Consider the following 16,688-nt stretch of genomic DNA (forward strand, 5'->3'; position numbering starts at 1 on the left):
CCCTACAGCTGTCGTATAGGCAGAACAATACAAAAGGAGTGTTGCAATGGCATCACAAGCTCAGCAATCTATGCTGGATAAACTCAACACACAAATCGGTTTTATTGCAGCGCTAGATCAAAGCGGCGGCAGTACACCGAAAGCGCTACGTCTTTACGGTATCGAAGAGTCACAATACAGTTCAGACGAAGAAATGTTCAACCTTGTACACGACATGCGCACTCGTATTATTACTAGTGCTCCTTTCAGTGGCGAGCGCGTTTTAGGCGCTATCTTGTTTGAAAATACCTTAGATAGAGAAATTGAAGGCATGTCCACTGCTCACTATTTGTGGCAGAAGAAGCGTGTTATTCCGTTTTTGAAGGTAGACAAAGGGCTTCAAGAAGAAAGCGATGGCGTACAGCTCATGAAGCCGATGCCAGAACTTGACGCATTGCTAGCGAAGGCCGTGGCGCAAGACGTGTTTGGTACTAAAATGCGAAGCGTAGTAAAGCTAGCTAACCAGCAGGGTATTAAAGCCGTTGTCGAGCAGCAATTCGAAGTAGGTAAGCAAATTCTTGCCGCAGGACTTGTGCCTATTATCGAGCCAGAGGTTGATATTCACAGCCCGCAGAAAGCCGAAGCTGAAGCACTCCTTAAGCTTGAAATCCTTACCCAGCTTAACTTGTTAAGTGAAGGGCAAGAGGTGATGTTAAAGCTAACATTGCCTGACCACGCCAACTTCTACAAAGAGTTAGTAGACCACCCACGTGTATTGAAAGTAGTAGCCCTTTCTGGCGGTTATACTCGCAACGACGCTAATGCAAAGTTGTCAGAAAACCAAGGCATGATCGCAAGCTTCTCTCGCGCACTTACCGAGGGTACCTCTGCCAAGCAGTCCAAAGAAGAATTTGAAGCACTACTCGATACTGCTATTGACGGTATTTATACTGCATCTAAATCTTAGGTTAGCGCTTTGAGCGGGATTTGCTTTGTTGTGCTAAGCAGAAAAGCACTGCTAACAAGACGCTATTAGAAGGAGAGCCTAGCTCTCCTTTTTTATATCAGTATTTTGGTGTACGTAAGCCGTTCTAAAATACCATGTCATCTACTTGTTCAATATTCCTCCTTCGTATACGGTTAGCCTTTGCTTAAAAATAGACGCTACAATTGCACAAAGAGCAAAGAAAGCGCTGAGCTTAAATCGCAGCAAACGCGGTTTACAACGTTAAATAAAGAACAGTTTGTCTTGAAAGTATGTACATTTTATCGACTAAATCGAGTGAGTGGCCGCATATTTAACCCCGCTTTATCTTCATGGCGTTTGATTGCGCTAGTATGTGGGCTGAACAAGTTTGAAGATCAAAAATAAAAAAAGAATAGGGCAACAATGACAGCACATTATTTACACCCACATCGCAAAACAACCAAGAAATCATTTTCTACAGGCCGCATTTCTACGGCCATAGTATTTTCCTTAGGTACTTCTTTGCTGAGTACGTTACTTCCCGCGACCAGCGTGGCCCAAGAAGACACTAGCACTGTGAATTCGACGCCAACATCACCAGCATCCAGCAAGGCTCACCACTTTGCGTCAGAAGATATTTTCAATTTGGAGTATGTGAGCGAAGCACAGGTATCGCCAGATAAAAAGCAGGTGGTCTACGTGCGTCGCTCTAGTAACATTATGTCTGATAGCACGCGTGCTAATATCTGGCTTGCCAGTGTCGATGGTAGTAACAACCGGCCTTTACTATCGTCTAAGCATAATTACTACTCGCCGCGCTGGTCCCCTGATGGAAAACGTTTGGCGTATTTGTCTAACGAAGAAGGAAAGCCACAGCTTTATGTGCGCTGGATGGATACAGGGCAAACGGCTCTTGTTACCAATGTCACCTCTTCCCCTAGTTCCATTACCTGGTCGCCTGATGGAAAGCACATTGCATTTACTATGAGCGTCGATGCCGAAGAAAAGCCGCTGAAAGTGAATATGCCTAAAAAACCGAAAGGGGCCAGCTGGTCTCCAAGCTTTGAATATATTACTAAAGCACGTTACCAGGCCGACGGAAGAGGCGTATTAGAGCCAGCGTACACACATATATTCGTCGTGCCATCACAAGGCGGTACCGCAAGGCAGCTTACCTCGGGGGATTATCACCACCGCGGAAGCTTAAGCTTTTCTCATGACGGCGCAAAAATTTATTTCTCAGCCAATCGAAGCAGCAACTGGGAATATGAGCCAATAGAGGCAGATATTTATACGGTAGACATGCAGGGGCATATCGAGCAACTAACCAGTTTTAAAGGTCGTGAAGCGTCACCGGTTGTATCGCCTAATGGTAAATATGTGGCTTATGAGCGCAGAAGCGATGAAAAAGTCATGTATAAAAATACGTATTTGTATGTGATGAATGCCGATGGTACAGAGCATAAAAATCTCACTGAAACCATTGACAATTCTGTGTCCAACTTTGTATGGAAAGATAACAAGAACATCTATTTTCAGCAGTCGATAAGAGGCCTAGCGCAAGTCGATAGTGTGTCGCTATCGGGTAAAGTAACCAATATGGCATCTGGGTTAGGGGGCACTACATTAGGCCGGCCATACGTTTTTGCCACTTTCCACGCCGCGGGTGATGTTATTGCCTACACAAAAGGTACTACTAACAGACCTGCTGACTTGTATGTTACTAACGATGATGAGCGCCAACTAACATCGCTGAATGAAGATGTGCTTGGCCACAAAACGTTGGGTGAGGTGAAAGAGATTGTTTACACGTCTTCAATAGATGGAGAAGAAATCCAGGGCTGGTATATTCTTCCACCAGATTACGACAGCAGTAAAAGCTACCCACTCATTTTAGAAATTCATGGCGGTCCAAATTTAGCCTATGGCCCAGTGTTTACGGCAGAGTTACAGCGAATGGCGGCCGAAGGCTACGTGGTGTTTTACGATAATCATAGAGGTAGCACTGGCTATGGAGAGCGTTTTGCGTTGTTACTTCAAGGTAAGTACAGCTCAAAGTATGACTTTGCTGACCACATGTCTGGCGTTGATGCGCTCATTGAAAAAGGCATTGCCGACCCTGAAAAGCTTTACATCACCGGTGGTTCAGCCGGAGGAATTGCGTCTGCTTATGCCATTGGCCTAACGGATAGGTTTAAAGCCGCGGTAGTGGCAAAGCCTGTTATTAATTGGCTGTCTAAAGTGCTTACCGCTGACTCGGGGCTTTACCAAATACCTTTTCAGTTCCCAGGCAAGCCGTGGGACAACGTAGAGCATTATTGGAAGCGCTCGCCACTCTCGCTAGTTGGCAATGTTACAACGCCTACCATGCTCATTACAGGGGTGAATGATAAACGTACTCCTATGTCTGAAACTGAGCAGTTTTATCAAGCGCTTAAAATTCAGAAAGTAGATTCAGTACTGGTAAAAGTACCTGAATCGTCTCACGGTATCGCAGCAAAACCGTCGCGAATGATTGCCAAGGTAGAAAATATCTTAGCGTGGTTTAAAAAGTACAGCGGTGATGATGAGGTTACAACGCCAGATTCGCTCTAGAGCGCTTCTTATAAAAACTGCGCAAATACAACTTTCGCCAAAGGGCTTCAAAAGGGCCTTGGCGGAGGTGCTTAGCCATTACATTCGCCAGCACTATCTGAATAGCAGTAAAGGCTAACGTAATAATAAGCAAATCGAGCAAGGTGACTGTAAAGGCAAAGTCAGGGAAGTACGCAGGCATGACTATTCGAAAGAGCACCGCCATCGCAATTGATTGAGTGAGGTATAGCGTAAACGCCACTTTTCCGCAGTTAACTAGCGACTGATACCACCACGCTGCTGTATTTTTTACCTTAACGAATAAATGAGCGTAAACCAACGCGCAAAAAATAGCGGCGACACTCGACAGCAGCGGTGTTAAGTCTGCTGTCACTTGCTCAATCAATATCAGAGGAAGGGTAGTGGCGATGGATGTCACTATTGCAATGGCGGCTATCTTTATAAACGCCGCTGAAGAAAAGCCTTTGTTAAAAAAGCCATTTCGGTAAAGGTAGGCGCCGAACATCATAAGCCCCATAGATTGCCAAAACATAGTAAATGGGGCGGCAATAATACTAATTATCTGAAAGGTAGCTTGTGTTTCAATTTGGAATAAATAGCTGCTCTGCCACTGCGCCACTTCTTCGCTGTAAACCTCACTGGCTCTAAGTGGAAGTTCGCCGCCGAAGTCGAAAAAAAATGCTGATATCACGCCAGCGGCGAGCATAATAACACTGCCAATTACTAAGTAAGTGAGGCTTTTCTTCTTCAGATCGCCTTGGCTAAGGGAAAAATTCTTTAGAATTAAAAATGCACAAATACTGTAATACAGCAGAATATCGCCACCAAAAATGAATACGCCGTGCAGCAGTCCAAATACAAAAAGCCACTTTAATCGAGATTTAGCAAACGTTAAAAAGTCGTATCCTCGCGATTGGCAGTGTTCAAACTGAATAGCCAAGCCTGCGCCAAAGAGCAAGCAAAATAACGAACGGAATCTTCCATCTAAGAAAAGGGCATTAACTAGCGAAATGATGTCATCAGATAAAAGCGGTTCTTCAAAAAACGCGTAGCCAGTGTAAAAATTTTGGTGAAACGTAATATTTAAAAAGAGTATACCGAGGATAGCTAGGCCTCGAATGGCGTCTATTGAATGAATTCGCATTTACATTCCTTGTAAAAGAAGATGGAGTGCCATTAATTTAGAGCCATAGCAGTTTGGAGTTACAGCAGTGTAGCGAGTCTGCTAAATAAAATCGAAATGAAAAATGTATCGAAACGTTTATTTGTGTTGCGCCTATGACCTTTCTGGAATGTATTCACCACAACATGCAGCAAGATCAATGCTGGGTCTGTTATTCGTTAAATTGATTCAGCGTTTAAATTTCAGATGATAGATATGACATTTAACGAAATACTTGAATCATCTCGCGGTATAGCAGCAAAACCATCGCCAATGATTGTAAAAGTAGAAAGGTCTCAAGATGATTTAAAAAAATAGTGTCTATTTTTTGTTCATCTTACGTTGTACAGTATGAAGTTAATAGACAGACAGCCTTCTGTTAGCTCATATTTACAAGGAACTGCGGCTTATGAAGCTCATGCTCAGTATCGTCATACTTCAACTCACCGTGTTATCTACCTACTTAAATGCCCAAGAAACGCGGTTGCTACGGCAGCCAGCAGTAAGTGAACAGCACATTGCGTTTACTCATGCAGGTGATATTTGGTTAACCGATTTGAATGGTCAAAACAGTCAACGCCTAACCAGTACCGCTGCTGTAGAGAGTCACCCTCAGTTTTCGCCAGACGGTCAGCATATTGCTTTTTCATCTAACCGTTCAGGGACGGACTCCGTGTATGTAATGCCTACAGCAGGCGGTCAGGCTAAACGTTTGACATGGCATGCTTCAGGAGGCTCGGTTCGAGGTTGGACTGTGGATGGCCAACAGGTGCTGTTTACATCAGGCAGAGATACTGCACCACGCCCTATCAATCGGTTGTGGACGGTTCCTGCCGCTGGCGGGCCCGCCAAATTGGCACTGGCACAGTGGGCGTTTAACGGCGATTATTCTGACGATGGCAAGCATCTAGTCATAGACCGCATGGCGCGGTGGGATACAGAATGGCGTAATTATCGCGGCGGTCAAAATACCCCCTTGGTTATAGTTGATTTGAAAAACCTTCAAGAGACGATGATCAATAATGATTCGACCATCGATGTAGAGCCTGTATGGGTAGGTGACAAAATCTATTTCCTTTCTGATAGAGACTGGGTCTCAAATGTTTGGGAATATTCAGTAAAGCGCAAAGAGCTGAAACAGATAACCGAATTTAAAAACGCCGATATTAAGCAATTAGCCAGTAATGGCGAGGTATTAGTATTCGAACAAAATGGTGATTTGTATCGTTACGACATAGTGTCTGAAACTACCCAGAAACTCTCAATCACTCTAGTCGGTGATTATCCTTGGGCTGAAACCAAATGGCAAAATGTCAGCGACAAAGTGCGGGCGGCTTCTTTATCACCAACAGGCAAGCGTGCATTAATGGCAGCACGCGGTGAAGTTTTCACCATACCTTTAGAAAACGGTAGTGTGCGCAATATTACCCAAAGCTCAGGTGCCGCCGACAGAGCACCAATATGGTCACCTAAAGGCGATCAAATTGCATGGTTTTCTGATCATCAAGAGCAAGGTTATCGGTTAATGTTGCAAGACCAAGATGGTATATCGCCTGTTAAGGCAATGCCTATCGGAGAGTCAAAAATGGCGTGGGAGCCTACCTGGTCGCCTGACGGACGCTATATTGCATTTGTTGATGACGACGTCCGCATTCGTATTATCGAGCTAGCTACCCAGAATCTAAAAACAATCGACGTAGGAGGCACCAACCTTGAGCGCGGATATAACGACCTAACATGGTCACCAGATTCGAGTGCATTGGCCTATGTAAAAACGGCTGCAAATGGTTTTCAGCAAATTAAAGTGCATACCCTTGATAGTGAACAAACCCATTTCCTAACTAATAAGTTCGCCAATTCTTTATCACCTGCATGGGATCAAAATGGTAAATATTTGTATTTTCTTGCTAGTACGGATTATGGATTGAATAGTGGTTGGGCGAATACCAGTGCCATGTCTTCCAAACCGGAATATGCACCCTACCTTGTTAGCCTGTTAGCTGATCAAGTGTCACCGTTTGCTCCTAAGAGTGATGAAGAAGAAACCAATACAGCGACGCACAGTGGCGATGAAGGTATAGATGATAAAAAAGAAGATAAAGAAACTAACGTTGAAATTGATTTTACTAATATAGAACGACGTATATTACCCCTCCCAATGCCTGCTGGCCCCTATGATTTTGTGTTGAGTGCGGGAAAAGGTGAAGTGTTCTTTGCAACGTCTGAAGACGAACAAGTAGCCTTGGTAAAATTTAACTTGGAAAAAGGAAAATCCGCCCCTTTTGTTGATGGCATTGAGTCAGCGAGTATTTCGGCAGACTTTAAAAAACTATTGCTTAAAAAAGGTGAAAGCTGGTTTGTTGTTGATGCCAGCGGTGAAGAGGCAAAGCTTGAAGCGCCGTTAAACATCAAACTGATGATGAGCCTTGATCGGAAAAAAGAATGGCGTCAAATGTTTGTTGAGGCGTGGCGTTACCAGCGAGATTATTTTTATGATAAAAATATGCATGGCCGTGACTGGAACGAGGTGTTTAGCCGTTACGAGCCATTAGTAAACCATGTAAAGCATCGCGCAGATTTAACGTATTTACTTGATATGGTAAACGGCGAGTTATCCGTAGGGCATAGTTTTGTTTTTGGCGGCGATTACCCAGAAACTCAAAAGTCAGTGGCAGGGCTCTTGGGTGTAGATTTGATTGCGAAGCAGGGCCGGTGGCAACTGTCGCGTATTTTTACCGCTGAAAGTTGGAATCCTGACTTAAAAGGACCGCTGGACCAGCCAGGGTTAAACGTTACACAAGGCCAGTTTGTACTTGGTATTAATGGCAAAGAGCTTACCAGCGCAGATAACTTCTATCGATATTTAGATGGCACCTTAGATCAGCAAACAGTGCTACATGTAAGTGATTCAACTGATTTTGCCGATGCGAGGGAAGTTATTGTTAAACCGATTGGCAGTGAGCGCGGTATTCGTCAACGTGCATGGGTAGAGGATAACCGACGATTGGTTGATAAATTATCTGACGGCAAACTCGCCTATATCTGGGTTCCTAATACCTCGAATCAAGGATTTGTGTCTTTTAATCGTTACTATTTTGCTCAGCAAGATAAACAGGGCGCAGTGATTGATGAACGCTTTAATGGCGGTGGTTTGCTAGACGACTATATGGTCGACCTTATGAAGCGTGAGTTGCGAGCGGCTATCACTAATGAAGTTCCCAATGGTCAGCCTTTGCTTTTACCCGCGGGTATCAAAGGCCCTAAAGTGTTGTTAATAAATGAACTTGCGGGTTCTGGTGGTGACTATTTTCCATGGGCTTTTCGCCAGCAAAAAGTCGGTAAACTCATAGGCGCTCGAACTTGGGGGGGCGTAGTAAAATCCTCTGTCCACTACAGTTTGGTCGATGGCGGCGCGCTTACCGCACCAGACAATGCCGTTTTTGACCCAATCAATAACGAATGGGTGGGAGAAAATAAAGGAATTGCTCCGGATATACCTGTTTATCAAGACGCTCGTTCTCTAGCAAAAGGCAATGATCCACAGTTACAAAGAGCGGTGAAAGAATTGCTGCTGCAGTTGAAACAAACCTCTCCCAAATCTATCGAACCACCGGAGTTTTCGACTCCTGCGATTAAAGGGTAATGTTGCGCCACACCCTTAAATTAAGAAAGTAGCTAGCACTTTCGCTAGCTACTGAATACCTTGATTAAAAATCCCGCTAACTATTAATCAATAGCGTTAGATCTAGCGCTTGCCAATGCTGGCTCTCACTGGCTAAGTCAGCAGATAAAATGGGCTTTTCTTCAAGCCAACCTTCAGGAAAGCGCAACGATAATGATGATGGGGTAACGTCAATGGTCATATCTGGCAAGAATTGCTCTTGTCGTTTTAAATTAAGTAACGCCCCCAGCCTTAGCAGTGCAATAAGGCGCTTCACGGCGTCGCTGTCGAAAAGGTTAAAGTTAGGCAAGTCGCTAATGCGTATTTTTTTGCGATGAAAACGCACGAGTGTGGCTAACAATAACTGCTGCTCTTGAGTAAAGCCGGGCATATCAACATTAGCGAGAATGTAGGCACTGTGACGCTGCACGCCGCGGGAATTAATTTGTATGCCCACTTCGTGCAGCAGCGCTGCCCAACCCAGCATATTTTTAAAGTCTTGGCCTTTGAGCTTCCATGCTTTTTCAGCTTTTTGTAGTAGCATTAACGAGGTATTTAACACCATAGTTGCTTGCGAGGTATCCACATCATAACGGGTTGCCAAGCTACTGGCCGTTCTTCCGCGAATATCAGCGTGATGAAGCTCGTCTTCCATTTGGTAAAGCACGCCCTCGCGCAATGCAGCAGGGGAGTAAACAAGTGCTTTAATATTTAAAGCCTTAAACACTGCAATTAAAATAGCGATACCACCGGCTATTACTACACGGCGATCTTCGCTTAAATTGGGAAAGTCCAGCTTATCAACATGCCCCGCATCAATGAATTGGTCCATAAGGCTGCGCAAGGCTTTCAGTGTGACGGGAATATCATGTTCGTTAGTTTTGTCTTGCTGACATAGTGTAAATAAAGAGCGAATAGTCCCCGAGGTGCCAACACACTGCACCCAGCCAAGCTTGCGATACTTAACGTCTATCATCTCAAGCTCTTGAGCGGCACTGGTTATTGCCTTATTAAACGCGCTGCGCTTAAGCTCGCCGTTAGCAAAAAATTTCTGCGTGTAGCTTACACACCCCATTTGCAAGCTTCTACAAAGTAAAGGCTTAAACCCTTTGCCAATAACAAACTCCGTTGAGCCACCACCTATATCGACCACCAGTTGCTGGCCATCGGCATGATTAGTGTGGGCAACGCCGGAGTAGATTAAGCGCGCTTCTTCCACCCCTGAGATAACCTCAATAGGGTATGGCAGCACGTCTTTTGCTGCGCGAATAAATTTTCTTGCATTTTTGGCCTTACGCAGCGTGTGTGTGGCCACAATTCTAACTGAATCGGGCTCGAACCCCTTTAGGCTCTCGGCAATAACCTTGAGCATGGCAAGACCACGATCTATGGCTTCATCTGACAAAATGTTATCGTCGCCGAGCCCTTCGGCAAGTCGTACCTTCTGTTTAACGCGGTGAAGAATTTGAACAGATCCCGCTACAATTCTCGCCACGACAAGGTGAAAGCTGTTTGAGCCAATATCTAGCGCGGCGACTTTACTTACTTCCCGGGACTCTACACCGTCAAAGATGGATTCATGCTCAGTCATTAGTGATTAGGTTATCCTACAGGTTGTCTTCAAGTTGTTTAAGGTAGTCGTATATTTCTATTTGAGAGCGCACCTTTCTGCGATTACCGCGCAACACATAATTATTCGTCTGCTCAGAGTTGATAACGCGCGCTTTCAGCGTATCGTTAAACTGCAGCTCCATAATATCAACAATGCTCTGCTGCAAGGTTCTATCGTAAACTGGGCAGCCCACTTCTATACGATTGTCCATGTTGCGTGTCATCCAATCGGCAGAAGAGATAAACACTTTTCGGTCACCGCCGCCTTCAAAAATCATCACGCGAGGGTGTTCTAAGAACCTATCGACAATAGAAATAATTTCAATGTTGTCGCTTATTCCCTTAAGGCCTGGGTTCAGTGAGCACATACCGCGAACTATACCGCGAATTTTAACGCCTGCTTGGCTAGCTCGGTATAAATCGTCAATCAACTCTTTATCAACAAGGTTGTTGATTTTGAACGTTATTTGCGCATCAAAGCCTTGGTTTAAATGCTGTATTTCCTGACGAATTAACGACTGGATCTTGGTTCTAGAGTTTAGCGGCGAAATTTGTAAATGCTGGAATTTATAACGGCGATACGGGTATTGAATAAGGTCAAACACCGCTACGCCTTCGTCAGCTAATTCTTGATTGCGCGTAAACAAGCTGTAATCGGTGTATATCTTAGCGGTTTTTTCGTTAAAATTACCCGTACCAAAATGGGCGTAATTAACTAAAGTTCCACGTTCTTCTCGCGTCACAATACACAGTTTCGAGTGAATCTTAAGAGTAGGCACCCCAAGTACAACGCGAATTCCCGCCTCGGTCATGCGTTTCGACCACTCAATATTAGCTTCTTCGTCGAAACGGGCGCGTATCTCCACAACCACGGTCACTTTTTTACCGTTATCCACCGCGTCAATGAGCGAGTTGATGATGCGAGAGTTACTGGCCACTCGGTAAATATTAATGCGTATGGTGCGAACATTAGGGTCGAAAGCTGCCTGACGCAAAAATTCAGTGAAATGCAAAAAGCGGTGGTAAGGATAGTGCAATAAAATATCGTTGGCTGTAATGGCATCAAACACGGTGTTGTGTTGCGAAAATGCTTTGCTATCAATAGCCGGCAGCGGCGTATGTTCAAGGTATTCCCTGCCCACATTGGGGAAGCCAATAAAGTCCTTAAAGTTACGATAGTGTCCCGCAGCATGCATGGTATCAAGCTTAGTAATTTTAAGGCGCTTGCGCAGGTCTTGCATCATATCGTCTGGCATGTCGGTGTCATAAATAACCCGAACCGGCTCTGCAATAAGGCGCTGCTTCATGCTTTCAGACATCTTCTCAACGTAGCTCTCGTCTATCTCATCGTTGATGGAGTACTCTGCATCCCGAGTCATCTTAAATGAAAATGACTCTACCTCGTCAAACTTGATAAAACCTCGAAAGATATCTTCAAGGCAAAGCTGAATCATGTCGTCGAGCATAATAATATGCTTTTTCTTTTTACTTTTTTCTGGGGGAATAAGCATAAAGCGAGACATTTCAGTGGTAGGAACCTGAATGACTGCGAATTTCGTGTTTTTCTCTTTTCTTCTCAGGGCTACATAAAGATAAACAGACGTGCCGTTTAGCCGTTTTAATAGGTCTGTTTTTTTATCAATAATGATAGGCGCAATGTGACGAAGTACTTTATTGATAAAAAAGTTGCGAACCCACTGCTGCTGATAATCATCTAAGTCGTTTTTACGAAGTATATGTATATTGTATCGGGCTAAACTTTTTACGACTTCTTTATGAATTTTATCGAATTTTTCTGAAAGCTGAACCACCTTCTTTTGAATCAAAGCCATTAGTGCTGTCTGACGCTCGGCTTCTTCTTCGTTGCCGTCGTTTTGTGCAATAGTGATTTGTCTTTTTACACCCGCCGCCCGTACGCGATAAAATTCATCGAGGTTGTTTGAGTAAATACCTAAAAAGCGTATACGTTCAACAGCAGGGGTGTTTTGATCGGCGGCTTCCTGCAACACGCGTTCGTTAAAAGCTAACCAACTCAGTTCCGCAGGATAATATAAAACGTTGTTATCCATAATTTCTCATTCAAGACTCACAAAATGGTCAAAGGCTGTCATCCGTTAATTACACTTTGATGACAATGCAATACTTGGCAATGGGTGAAACGGCGTAATCTTCACATTAATGCGTTGCGGTGATGTCGACAACTAAGTCATTCGCCAAAGCTTCAAGGGCATCTTGCAATGCGCCATCGTCAAATTCTGCTGGTACACCAATTTCCGCTTTCGCTTTAAAAATTAAATTACCCCAGTTAGGCGCGCTTTCGCAGTGTGAGGCAAAGGTAAGTATGTTGAGGTTGAACTGATTAAGTACATTAGTCAGTTCTTGCACTATACCGGGTTTGTCATTACCCATTACTTCAACGGTATACTTAACAGCGTTGCTTTCTTGAGGTCCAAGTGCGGCTACATGTTGAACGGTGATGTCGGGTAACGCTTCAATGGCGTCTATTAAAGGCTGTTTTCCCTCTGCACTTACATGCACTTCAACAAAGCCTGTGAATAAGCCCGCCATGTGTGCAAAGCTTGATCCCAACCAGTTACCTTTGTGTGTATAAATACATTTCGCAAGCGAATCGACTAACCCAGGCTTGTCTTGCCCCATTATGTTTATAACTATAGATTGCATGCAAAACTCCTTGATGAATGGCTGAGAAATAAGCTGAACGTGCTTACGCAGGCTAATGGCCTGTGTTAGCGCTCAATGATTTGATTAGCGCCATAAACACACCGCCTAAAACATGTAGCACGAAAAAATTTTCGCTTGCTATTAGCATAACAAAACTTACACTGCTCACCAGTGCAATTTACTCCAAATTCTTCCACAGCGAAGGGTTTTTATTATATAAACACTAAAAAGTAGAATGACTCCCGATAGCGATAGCATAAACAATAGACGTCAACGGACTGACAGACGGTCTCGCTTTTTAGTGACGGGCTTTGGCGGTCTGGTGTTGCTGACGCTGGTTATTTTAGTTTCACACCTCATAAGCCAAGCAATACCGCTTACCTACACGCCTACGCTTAAGCAAGTTACCCACACCACCGTGCCCAACAATGAATCTATTATTAGCACTGGTGATATCTTTAACGGACAACCGCTGTTGGCAGAAAAAGCAAACTGCCGATTAGGGCTTCTCGCCTTTTCTGAAGGTAAGCTAAAGAATACACAAGATTACACAAAGCCTTGTGGTCACACACTTTCTGCTATGAGCGTAATGGGCGAAAACTTCATTATTGATATTTCACCCACAGGGCAGGTACGTGTTATTCCTATGCGAACCTACAATGCAGACAAACTGTTAGATAAGAAGGTAGTGCAAAGCACTCCGTCTAATACCATTGCGTTTGCGCTTCCTAAAAAGGTTTGGCAGGGGCAAAAGCACTGGCAAATTCAATTATCCAATCGGTGGGTGGTGACGCAGGTTACCCTTGATAGCGGTGTTTTTGTGCGCTGGGTTAATCGCAAAGCGCCCACCACGTTTATCGATAAGCATTTTTCGGGTGTAGAACAGGTCACGCTGATGCCTGGCAGTGAAAGCATGCTGCTGCATAAAAATAACGATATTTATCTTCATCGCCTTTACGATAAGGCTAATGCATCAGAGCCATTTATCAGTAATGTGTCTCACGCAGGCAGTAATGCATTGGTATTCCCCTTGGCCAAACAGCGTTCATTCTTTTTGCACAACCTCAACACCCATGCATTAACGCGGTGGGTATTGAGTAAAGGCAGCGAGGGCTTACACTTTCAAAAGACTTACTCAATTGTGTTAAGCGATGGTGAGGTAACGCTAGATATTGCCGAGCATGCCAGCATGAATTTGATTTCAGTGCTAACGAGCAACAATACGCTATTGCTCATCAATCGAATTACCGGGGAGATAATAAGCTCTCGCCTAAGTGACACGGCTATTTCTAGTATTGACTGGCATGGTGATGTGTTAATAGGAAGAAGCAGTAATTCGATAACGGCATGGCAGGGCAAAAATTTAAGCGGCATTACCACGTGGTCATCATTGTTTGAGCCACAGCACTATGAAGGCTACGATACTGAGGCGACGGTATGGCAAACCACCAGTGCATCAGACTATCAAGAGGCTAAATTTAGTTTAACTCCACTTTTAATTGGCAGTTTTAAAGCCTCCTTGCTGGCGTTAATTATTGCCATTCCCGTTGCTATTGGTGCGGCCATTTATACTGCTTACTTTGCAAAAGCGAGACTTCGCCACCTGTTAAAGCCGGCAATTGAAATGTTGGAGGCAATCCCCAGTGTACTCATTGGGTTCATTGCTGCTATATGGCTATCGCCTAAGGCGGAACAATTTCTGTTTTCCGTTGCCTTCTTTATTATCTTTGTGCCAATTGCACTTATTATTGTGTCGCTTGTTCAGCGCCAAGCAGCGCAATACCTACCAAAGCGTATTCGCCACGGTAGCGAGTTGGTATTTGTTCTAGGCGGAACCCTATTGTTTGCCTTTATCAGCTCAGAGTTTGCCCCTCAGTTTATATTTTCCATCATGGGCGTTGATGGTTTTGCTTTACTAGCATCGGGTTCGGATAGCCCAATAGGCAAAACAACTATTGTGGTTGCCATTGCTTTAGGTGTCGCAATTTCACCCAGTATTTACTCTCTGGCCGAAGACGCCATAAACGGTGTGCCCGAGGACTTAAAAAACGCCTCTTTTGCGCTAGGCGCAACACGGCTTCAAACACTGATGCATGTTGTGCTGCACGTATCGCTGCCTGGCATCATAGCCGCCATTATGCTGGGCTTCGGGCGCGCTTTTGGGGAAACGATGATTGTGCTTATGGTAACGGGAAATACCCCCATATCTAGCTGGGGGCTTATTGAAGGGTTAAGGGCATTAACCGCTAATTTAGCTATTGAATTGCCTGAGGCGGATGTTTCATCGGCCCACTATCAAATTCTCTTTTTTACCGCCTGCATTTTGTTTGCATTCACCTTTGTGGTAAATACCATTGCCGAGGTTATGCGACAGCGACTGGGAAGGAGAAAAGAGCATGGTTAAGCTTCGCCTTTCTGGCCTAAATGCGGTGCAGCGTCAGTCGCTGGTGATTAGTTTATCCGCTTTTTTTACTGGCCTATTGCTGATTGCCCTTATTAGCGTACTAGTGTTGATTACGGCAAGGGGCGGCGCTTACTTTTGGCCAAAACCTATATACAGCGTTGCGCTGACTCCCATATCTCCTCCAGCGCTTGCCACCGACCAAGTACTACCTAAAGAAGTTGCGTCTAAAGAGGCTGCTCCTAAAGAGACTACGCCGCAGGTTGAGACTCTTTTAGCAAATGTATTCGATGATGAAGCTAAATCGGAGATTAGGCTCAAGTATGCAGACGCGCTAAACCCATACGGGGCGCAATTGTTAGTTGAGCGTGAGCGTATCAAGCGTATTGACCTGGCTAAAAACAGTGCCGAGATAAAGCTCAATGACGGGCGGCAGGTAATGGCTGTGCCTGAAAATGTGGTTACGCCAGAGGGCGCCAATATTCCGCTAGCTAAATTGCCGCAAATAATGGATTCCGTAGCACTCATCTCAGCTGAAATTACAAAATTAAACAAACAGTTTTTAGCGCCAATTCACGAATCACTCTCTCGTTTTGACAATCGAGATGTGGCAGCGGATGCACCAGCACGAGAAAAACTAGTAGCTCAGTTCAATGAGTATCAACAGCGAGTTCGTTCACTTGAAACTCAGCGAGATCAATACAAGCTTGCGGTGAGCTTTGCCGACGGGCAGCCCTTTAGTATTCCGATATTTACGATTCAAAGTGTCGATTTTGTTAGTCGATTAACAGGATTTGAGAAGTGGCAGGTAGCCATTGGTGAAGTGTTTGTGTTTCTCACTGAATCGCCTAAACAAGCGAATACGTCAGGTGGCGTGTTTCCTGCTTTATTCGGTACAGTGCTAATGGTATTTATGATGACCATTATCGTGACTCCTTTTGGCGTAATGGCGGCCATCTATCTCAGTGAATATGCGCCAAACACAGCACTAACCACCATTATTCGGGTAAGTGTAAGTAATATGGCTGGCGTACCTTCTATTGTATATGGTGTGTTTGGTCTGGGATTCTTTGTGTACACATTAGGCGGTAGTATAGATAGCCTATTTTTTAGCGATACGTTGCCTGCGCCGACCATGGGGAGCCCAGGATTATTTTGGGCTGCGTTGACCATGGCTATTCTCACCCTTCCTGTGGTTATTGTGGCGACTGAAGAAGGATTGAGGCGAGTGCCTGAAGGGTTAAAGGCAGGCAGTTATGCACTAGGTGCCACCAAAATTGAAACCATTGTACGCACTATATTACCCATTGCTTCGCCAGGTATTATGACTGGCGTAATATTGGCCATTGCCAGAGCGGCAGGTGAAGTTGCGCCACTCATGCTAGTGGGGGCAGTAAAGTTTGCACCTGCGTTACCTATTGACGGTGAGTTTCCATTTTTACATTTAGATAGACAATTCATGCACCTTGGCGTGTTAATTTATGACAGTGCGTTTCACAGTCAAACCGATGCGAAAAGTGCATCCATGATGTTCGCCGCCTGCTTGCTATTACTGGTGGTGGTTTTTGTACTTAATATTTTAGCGGTATTACTTAGAACACGCCTTCGAAAACGGTATTTAAAAGGGTAA

At 44.6% G+C, this 16,688-nt stretch carries 9 protein-coding genes; 5 read left to right on the plus strand and 4 right to left on the minus strand.

Annotation, left to right across the window (positions count from 1 at the left end):
* Positions 1 to 46 precede the first annotated feature (46 nt).
* Positions 47 to 946, plus strand: a complete 900-nt coding sequence (locus tag O9X84_RS00060) for a fructose bisphosphate aldolase (protein WP_269517437.1) — start codon at positions 47 to 49, stop codon at positions 944 to 946.
* 423 nt (positions 947 to 1,369) lie between these two features.
* Positions 1,370 to 3,541, plus strand: a complete 2,172-nt coding sequence (locus O9X84_RS00065) for an alpha/beta hydrolase family protein (protein WP_269517438.1) — start codon at positions 1,370 to 1,372, stop codon at positions 3,539 to 3,541.
* Here O9X84_RS00065 and O9X84_RS00070 read toward each other — a convergent pair.
* A complete protein-coding gene (locus O9X84_RS00070) occupies positions 3,519 to 4,685 on the minus strand; it encodes a DUF418 domain-containing protein (RefSeq protein ID WP_269517439.1) in 1,167 nt (388 codons plus the stop codon). The genes O9X84_RS00065 and O9X84_RS00070 overlap by 23 nt on opposite strands.
* A gap of 427 nt (positions 4,686 to 5,112) precedes the next feature.
* On the opposite strand from O9X84_RS00070, the gene O9X84_RS00075 reads away from it, so the two are divergent.
* On the plus strand, positions 5,113 to 8,346 hold the full coding sequence (locus O9X84_RS00075) for a S41 family peptidase (protein WP_269517440.1): 3,234 nt from the start codon (positions 5,113 to 5,115) through the stop codon (positions 8,344 to 8,346).
* Positions 8,347 to 8,422: 76 nt separating this feature from the next.
* Here the strand turns inward: O9X84_RS00075 and ppx are convergent, their stop codons facing one another.
* The 3 genes from ppx to O9X84_RS00090 all read right to left on the minus strand — a co-directional run bounded on the left by ppx (position 8,423) and on the right by O9X84_RS00090 (position 12,657).
* Complete coding sequence (ppx, locus tag O9X84_RS00080) at positions 8,423 to 9,955, minus strand: exopolyphosphatase (RefSeq protein ID WP_269517441.1); 1,533 nt, start codon at positions 9,953 to 9,955, stop codon at positions 8,423 to 8,425.
* Between the two features lie 16 nt (positions 9,956 to 9,971).
* A complete protein-coding gene (gene ppk1, locus O9X84_RS00085) occupies positions 9,972 to 12,044 on the minus strand; it encodes a polyphosphate kinase 1 (RefSeq protein WP_269517442.1) in 2,073 nt (690 codons plus the stop codon).
* Positions 12,045 to 12,150: 106 nt separating this feature from the next.
* Positions 12,151 to 12,657 carry a glycine cleavage system protein R gene (locus O9X84_RS00090; RefSeq protein WP_269517443.1) on the minus strand — a complete coding sequence of 169 codons (507 nt, stop codon included), beginning with the start codon at positions 12,655 to 12,657 and terminating at the stop codon, positions 12,151 to 12,153.
* 235 nt (positions 12,658 to 12,892) lie between these two features.
* On the opposite strand from O9X84_RS00090, the gene O9X84_RS00095 reads away from it, so the two are divergent.
* Together O9X84_RS00095 and pstA are read left to right on the plus strand one after the other, a co-directional pair.
* Positions 12,893 to 15,061, plus strand: coding sequence for an ABC transporter permease subunit (locus O9X84_RS00095; RefSeq protein WP_269517444.1), 2,169 nt, complete (start codon positions 12,893 to 12,895; stop codon positions 15,059 to 15,061).
* On the plus strand, positions 15,054 to 16,688 hold the full coding sequence (pstA, locus tag O9X84_RS00100; protein WP_269517445.1) for a phosphate ABC transporter permease PstA: 1,635 nt from the start codon (positions 15,054 to 15,056) through the stop codon (positions 16,686 to 16,688). Before O9X84_RS00095 ends, pstA begins: the two co-directional genes overlap by 8 nt.

It is taken from the genome of Alteromonas sp. BMJM2, assembly GCF_027257845.1.
Taxonomy (GTDB): domain Bacteria; phylum Pseudomonadota; class Gammaproteobacteria; order Enterobacterales; family Alteromonadaceae; genus Alteromonas.

Bases quoted from the DNA above. Each gene is read 5' to 3' on its own strand.
- ppk1 (WP_269517442.1), bottom strand. From the start codon at position 12,044: ATGGATAACAACGTTTTATATTATCCTGCGGAACTGAGTTGGTTAGCT.
- O9X84_RS00060 (WP_269517437.1), top strand. From the start codon at position 47: ATGGCATCACAAGCTCAGCAATCTATGCTGGATAAACTCAACACACAA.
- ppx (WP_269517441.1), bottom strand. From the start codon at position 9,955: ATGACTGAGCATGAATCCATCTTTGACGGTGTAGAGTCCCGGGAAGTA.
- O9X84_RS00095 (WP_269517444.1), top strand. From the start codon at position 12,893: ATGACTCCCGATAGCGATAGCATAAACAATAGACGTCAACGGACTGAC.
- O9X84_RS00070 (WP_269517439.1), bottom strand. From the start codon at position 4,685: ATGCGAATTCATTCAATAGACGCCATTCGAGGCCTAGCTATCCTCGGT.
- O9X84_RS00090 (WP_269517443.1), bottom strand. From the start codon at position 12,657: ATGCAATCTATAGTTATAAACATAATGGGGCAAGACAAGCCTGGGTTA.
- O9X84_RS00065 (WP_269517438.1), top strand. From the start codon at position 1,370: ATGACAGCACATTATTTACACCCACATCGCAAAACAACCAAGAAATCA.
- O9X84_RS00075 (WP_269517440.1), top strand. From the start codon at position 5,113: ATGAAGCTCATGCTCAGTATCGTCATACTTCAACTCACCGTGTTATCT.
- pstA (WP_269517445.1), top strand. From the start codon at position 15,054: ATGGTTAAGCTTCGCCTTTCTGGCCTAAATGCGGTGCAGCGTCAGTCG.